This window comes from Bacillus cereus group sp. BfR-BA-01360, assembly GCF_022663595.1.
Classification (GTDB): domain Bacteria; phylum Bacillota; class Bacilli; order Bacillales; family Bacillaceae_G; genus Bacillus_A; species Bacillus_A cytotoxicus.
In genome coordinates this window covers 98904-105340 of the sequence record NZ_JAKUFV010000014.1, presented here as the reverse complement: position 1 = coordinate 105340, position 6437 = coordinate 98904, and the positions used below count along the sequence as shown (strand labels likewise).

Below are 6437 nucleotides of genomic sequence, written 5' to 3'. Positions count from 1 at the left end.
TAACTTATCAAATTTCAGATGAAATAGAAAGTGAAACTGTCACATTTTAGGTGACAGTTTCATTGACAAGATCTTTTTTCAACAACGTGAAGAGAAAGGTTCTTAAAAGAACCTTTCTCTTTTTTAGTTAACGTAATTTTTTTAGCTTAAAATGAACAACGGCACTATAATATGGACGTTTGCTTTCTGGATCCATAACCATTTGGTGAGAAACGCGATGAACTTCAAGCATCAGTGCTTTGTTATTATCTATTTGTTCGTTAATCTTTTTCTCTAAAGAAACTAAGTCGGTTGCTTCAAAAAATTCTACTTTATCCTCTAACATTTCAAAGGTGAATGACATGAAGAAACACTCCTCTCCTGTATTAATCACACTTAGTGTAGCAAAGAAAAGACAGAAATACCATGTACATTTAGATTGACATTTTAGGAAAGAAAGCATATCATACTGATAAAACCGATAAGAAAAAGGGGAATTTTCATGGGTACAGAATTTAATGGTTTATTTGATGAATGGGCTCATACATACGACTCATTCGTACAGGGTGAAGATATACAATATAAAGAAGTTTTCGCTCATTATGAGGAAATTTTAGAGGATGTAGTAAACAAATCATTTGGAAATGTATTGGAATTTGGTGTTGGCACTGGCAACTTAACAAATAAATTATTACTTGCTGGCCGCACTGTTTATGGTATAGAACCGTCGCGTGAAATGCGTGCAATTGCAAAAGAAAAATTGCCAGAAGGATTTACAATTACAGAGGGAGATTTTCTCAAATTTGATGTCCCAAATACGATTGATACGATTGTTAGTACTTATGCATTTCATCATTTAACAGATGAAGAAAAAGATAGGGCGATTGCGAAATATAGTCAATTACTAAACAAAGGTGGTAAAATAGTCTTTGCTGATACGATATTTGTAGATCAAGAAGCATATGATAAGACTGTAGAAACTGCAAAACAACGAGGTTTTCATCAGTTAGCCAATGATTTGCAAACAGAATACTATACACGTATTCCAATCATGCAATCTATTTTTGAAAAGAATGGCTTCCATGTTACATTTACGAGACTAAATCATTTCGTTTGGGTTATGGAGGCAACTAAGCAATAGAAAGAGGGATTAGATTGAGAATTGCTGTAATTGGAGCAATGGAAGAAGAAGTGCGTATTTTACGTGATAAATTAGAACAAGCAGAAACAGAAAGCGTTGCTGGCTGTGAATTTACAAAAGGAATGTTAGTAGGACATGAAGTAATCTTGTTAAAATCCGGTATTGGTAAAGTGAACGCAGCGATGTCTACGACAATTTTGTTAGAAAGATATCAACCTGAAAAAGTAATCAATACAGGTTCAGCTGGTGGCTTCCATCACGCTTTAAATGTTGGGGATGTTGTCATTTCAACTGAGGTTCGTCATCATGATGTGGATGTAACGGCATTTAATTATGAATACGGTCAAGTGCCAGGCATGCCACCAGGATTTAAAGCGGATAAAGAATTAGTTGCATTGGCAGAGCAATGCATGAAGGAAGAAGAAAATATTCAAGTGGTTAAAGGAATGATTGCAACGGGTGACTCATTTATGAGTGATCCAAACCGAGTTGCAGCAATTCGTGGTAAATTTGAAAATCTTTACGCAGTAGAAATGGAAGCAGCAGCTGTTGCACAAGTATGCCATCAATATAACGTTCCGTTTGTTATTATTCGTGCACTTTCTGATATTGCTGGTAAAGAATCAAATGTTTCATTTGACCAATTTTTAGATCAAGCAGCTCTTCATTCTACAAACTTTATCGTAAAAGTATTGAAAGAGTTAAAGTAATGTAACAAAAAGGCAACTGTTTCATATAAAGAATTACATACAGTTGCCTTTTCTTTATTGGCAAGTAAGGAGGAGAACATGATGAAGGTGTATCGTGGGGTTCATGAATTAATTGGTCATACACCGATGGTAGAAATTACTCGTTTTTCACTTCCAGATGGTGTTCGATTATTTGCGAAACTTGAATTTTATAATCCAGGTGGAAGTGTGAAAGATCGTCTCGGAAAAGAATTAATTGAAGATGCATTAGCGAAAGGGCTTGTCACAAAAGGTGGAACGCTTATTGAGCCAACAGCAGGGAATACTGGTATTGGACTGGCACTTGCTGCACTAGAGCATGGCTTACATGTTATTGTTTGTGTGCCAGAGAAATTTAGCATTGAAAAACAAGAGTTAATGAAAGCACTTGGTGCAAAAGTTGTTCACACACCAACTGAACAAGGAATGACAGGGGCAATTGAAAAAGCAAAAGAGTTAGCCAAAGAAATTCCAAATTCATATTCTCCAAGTCAGTTTGCTAACGAGGCAAACCCACGTGCTTATTTTAAAACACTGGGACCTGAAATTTGGGAAGCTTTAAACGGAGAAGTAGATATATTTGTAGCAGGTGCAGGTACTGGTGGTACATTTATGGGTACTGCATCGTATTTAAAAGAACAAAATTCCAATGTAAAAACGGTTATTGTAGAACCAGAAGGATCTATTTTAAATGGTGGTGAAGCAGGTTCACATGAAACGGAAGGGATTGGTCTTGAATTTATTCCGCCGTTTTTAAAGCCGTCTTACTTTAATGAAATTTATACGATTTCTGATAAACATGCCTTTAAACGTGTGAAAGAATTAGCACAAAAAGAAGGACTCCTTGTAGGAAGTTCATCAGGCGCTGCATTTCATGCAAGTTTGCTAGAAGCGGAGAAAGCAAAACCAGGCACAAATATTGTAACGATCTTTCCAGATAGCAGTGAGCGTTACTTAAGTAAAGATATATACAAAGGATGGGAATAAAAATGAGAGCAAAAACAAAATTAATTCATGGTATTCGCATAGGAGAACCTTCAACTGGATCTGTCAATGTGCCCATTTATCAAACAAGTACGTACAGACAAGAAGCAGTTGGTAAGCATAAAGGTTATGAATATTCACGCACAGGAAACCCAACACGTGCAGCTTTAGAAGAAATGATTGCAGTACTAGAAAACGGTCATGCGGGATTTGCATTTGGATCCGGAATGGCTGCAATTACAGCAACAATCATGTTATTCTCAAAAGGAGATCATATCATTTTAACGGATGATGTGTATGGTGGAACATATCGTGTTGTGACAAAAGTATTGAACCGCTTTGGTGTTGAACATACATTTGTAGATACGACAAATTTGGATGAAGTAGCTACGGCAGTACGTCCAAATACAAAAGCGATTTATGTTGAAACACCAACAAACCCACTATTAAAGATTACAGATATCAAAGCAATTTCTACATTTGCCAAAGAAAAAGGTTTGCTAACAATTATTGATAACACATTTATGACTCCTTATTGGCAGTCACCTATTTCTCTGGGAGCAGATATTGTCCTTCACAGTGCAACGAAATACTTAGGGGGACATAGTGATGTAGTTGCTGGTTTAGTTGTTGTAAATAGTCCGCAATTAGCAGAAGATCTTCATTTTGTTCAAAATTCAACAGGTGGTGTTCTTGGACCACAAGATAGTTTCTTATTACTACGCGGTTTAAAAACATTAGGTATTCGCATGGAAGAACATGAAGTAAACTCACGTGCAATTGCCGAGTTTTTAAATAACCATCCAAAGGTTAATAAAGTATACTATCCAGGGCTTGAATCGCATCCGAATCATGCACTAGCAAAGGAACAGGCAAACGGATACGGTGCTATTATTTCATTCGATGTAGATAGTGAAGAAACATTAAATAAGGTACTTGAGAAAGTACAATATTTCACACTTGCTGAAAGTTTAGGGGCTGTTGAAAGCTTAATTTCAATCCCGGCACAAATGACACATGCTTCTATTCCAGCTGACCGCCGTAAAGAACTAGGTATTACAGATACATTAATTCGTATTTCTGTCGGTATTGAAGATGGTCAAGATTTAATTGAAGATTTAGCGCAAGCGTTGGCATAATGAAAGAGCCGTGAATAACGGCTCTTTTTTTGGCAAACTTCTCCCTCATTGACTGTATTTACTTGCTTCAAAAACTATTAGAATATGATAAAGTGATAGGGAGGAGTGGTAAAAGTTGAAAGAATTGCAACAAAAAATCGCAGATTATACTCGCTTCGGTCAAGTCCTCCTTGCAATATCCACCTTTTTTATGATTGGTTTATTGATTCCAAATGGAGGAAGAGAAACGGTACAATTCTTTGCGATGATGGGTGTTATTGTTTTGTTTTTAGGAATGGCGTTTTTCTTTTTTAAACGTATTAAAGTGTTGCGTGATCAGTTAGAGGAGAACGAGTATGAATAGATGAAACGCTACAAGAAGAATATATCTTTTTGTAGCGTTTTACATTGACAATGATAATCTTTATCAATTATAATGTAATAGAAGATAGTTTTCATGTGAGATTTTGGAATGATTAGAACCAAATGGAATATCTAGTATATATCTGAAAATTCTACACCCCCCTCAAACCTGTAGTTTTCTTTATACTAGTTATCATATGGAAGCAGTAAACAAGTTTTGTTTACTGCTTTTTTTCGTCAAGACTTGTATATCGCTGTAATAATAAAGGCAGCATAGAGATTTAGTTCCTCTGCACCACGTTTATCATTTGCAGTATGAAAAGCAACTTGCTTTTCCCTCAATAACTTCTTTCTGTTAAAAGTTGAATTTTCCCCATATTTTTGTTCACCTCGTTTATAATAGATGTAAAACTTACAATATACTGTACATTCTGAAATGTATCACAGATCAAGGGGGAATTACCATTTCTACCATTGAAGATATTGCGAAGTTAGCTGGAGTATCAAAAGCGACGGTTTCTCGAGTACTCAATCGTCATCCTTATGTCCGTCCAGAATTGCGGGCAAGGGTAGAAGCAATTATTGAGGAACAAAACTATGTACCAATAGCAACGGCTAAAGATTTGAGGCGTCTTCAAACAAATTTAGTTGGTGTAGTTGTTCCAAATATATATCATCCTTTTTTTAGCCAGTTAATTCAAGAATTAAGTTATATATTAAAAAAAGATCATTACGATATTGTGATTTTACAGTCAAATTATGAGATGGATAAGGAGAGAGAATTTTTACACTACATTAAGACGAAAAAATTAGATGCATTAATTTTTATGACACTTTCGTTACCGATTGGAGAAGTAGAAGAGGCAATGCACTTCGGGAAAATTGTTATTTGTAATGAACATGTTGAAACAGAAAAGATTTGTACAGTTCAATTTAATGAAGAGTTAGCGGGATATATGGGAACGAAACATTTGATTGAAAAAGGATATACAAGGATAGGTTTTTGTTACGATACATTAAAAAGTAAAGCACAGCGCCAAAGGTATAAAGGTTATAAAAGAGCATTAAAGGAATATGGCCTACAGTTACAGCAAGAATGGGTGTTTTCAAACTGTTTTGAATTAAAGGATGGAGAAAAGGTGATATATAGTATTTCCTCCATGCGCGATATTCCAGATGCAATCTTTACAGGTAGTGATGAAATAGCTGCAGGTATGATTATGACAGCACAACGATTACATATTCATGTTCCACAAGATTTAGGAGTGATTGGATTTGATAATCAACCTCTTTCAATGATTATGACTCCTAACATAACAACAATACAGACATCTATTAGAAGCATGGCCCAACATTCAATTTTTTTATTGCACAAACAGTCGCGAAAAGAACATGTACAGCAAATCCGATTGCCAGTTGCGATAATAGAAAGAGAATCTACAAGAAGGAGGTAGTAGTATGTTTCATACAGATCGTTTGCAGTTTCGGAAATATACAATGGCTGATTTAGACTTTTATGCTTCGTTATGGGGAAATGAAAAAGTAATGCGCTATATTGGAAATGGGACACCTAAAACATATATGCAGTGCAAAAAAAACCTCGAAAACTGGGTTCTTCCAGGTTATCAAAATGGTTTAGGACTATTTCTAATGATCGAAAAAGAGACAGCAGTACCGATTGGACATGCGGGACTTGTGCGGCAACAAGTAGACGGTAAAGAAGAAATTGAAATTGGCTATTGGTTACTTCCTGCATATTGGAGAAAAGGTTATGCAAAAGAAGCAGCAGTAGCATTTCGGGACTATGGATTTCAAGCGCTAAGACTAAAAAAATTAATTTCCCTTATCAACCCAGATCATCCCGCTTCTATCTTTGTTGCTAGAAAAACGGGATTGAGCTATGAACAAACAGCCTCATTTCATGGGAAGGATGTTCTTGTCTATGCGATCAAGAGAGCGGAGTGATGAGGAGCAGAAAGTGATACTTCTAGAGTTGTATAAAACATATAAGAATATTATGATATATTATACAATAAGAACAACCTTGAGGAGTAGATATATTAGGATAAAGCGAATGACAATGCGTTGGAAAATCTATATATTTAAAGGGATAAGAGCAGGAAA

The 6437-nt window shown here is 35.7% G+C and carries 8 protein-coding genes; 7 read left to right on the top strand and 1 reads right to left on the bottom strand.

Annotated features, from left to right (window positions below; translation table 11 throughout):
• Window positions 1-127: 127 nt before the first annotated feature.
• A complete protein-coding gene (locus MR056_RS14195) occupies window positions 128-343 on the bottom strand; it encodes a YrzA family protein (RefSeq protein ID WP_012095549.1) in 216 nt (71 codons plus the stop codon).
• Window positions 344-481: 138 nt separating this feature from the next.
• On the opposite strand from MR056_RS14195, the gene MR056_RS14190 reads away from it, so the two are divergent.
• The 7 genes from MR056_RS14190 (at window position 482) to MR056_RS14160 (ending at window position 6278) form a co-directional block, all read left to right on the top strand.
• A complete protein-coding gene (locus MR056_RS14190; RefSeq protein ID WP_012095548.1) occupies window positions 482-1120 on the top strand; it encodes a class I SAM-dependent DNA methyltransferase in 639 nt (212 codons plus the stop codon).
• A gap of 14 nt (window positions 1121-1134) precedes the next feature.
• Window positions 1135-1830 (top strand): 5'-methylthioadenosine/S-adenosylhomocysteine nucleosidase, encoded by a 696-nt coding sequence (mtnN, locus tag MR056_RS14185; RefSeq protein WP_048723815.1) that lies wholly within the window; start codon window positions 1135-1137, stop codon window positions 1828-1830.
• An 81-nt stretch (window positions 1831-1911) separates the two neighbouring features.
• Window positions 1912-2835: an O-acetylserine dependent cystathionine beta-synthase gene (locus MR056_RS14180; RefSeq protein WP_048723817.1), complete on the top strand. Its 924-nt coding sequence runs from the start codon at window positions 1912-1914 to the stop codon at window positions 2833-2835.
• A gap of 2 nt (window positions 2836-2837) precedes the next feature.
• Window positions 2838-3971 carry a bifunctional cystathionine gamma-lyase/homocysteine desulfhydrase gene (locus tag MR056_RS14175; protein WP_012095545.1) on the top strand — a complete coding sequence of 378 codons (1134 nt, stop codon included), beginning with the start codon at window positions 2838-2840 and terminating at the stop codon, window positions 3969-3971.
• 115 nt (window positions 3972-4086) lie between these two features.
• Window positions 4087-4314, top strand: coding sequence for a YrhC family protein (locus MR056_RS14170; RefSeq protein WP_012095544.1), 228 nt, complete (start codon window positions 4087-4089; stop codon window positions 4312-4314).
• Between the two features lie 361 nt (window positions 4315-4675).
• Complete coding sequence (locus MR056_RS14165) at window positions 4676-5767, top strand: LacI family DNA-binding transcriptional regulator (RefSeq protein WP_012095543.1); 1092 nt, start codon at window positions 4676-4678, stop codon at window positions 5765-5767.
• Between the two features lie 4 nt (window positions 5768-5771).
• A complete protein-coding gene (locus MR056_RS14160; RefSeq protein WP_012095542.1) occupies window positions 5772-6278 on the top strand; it encodes a GNAT family N-acetyltransferase in 507 nt (168 codons plus the stop codon).
• The last annotated feature ends 159 nt before the right edge of the window (window positions 6279-6437 follow it).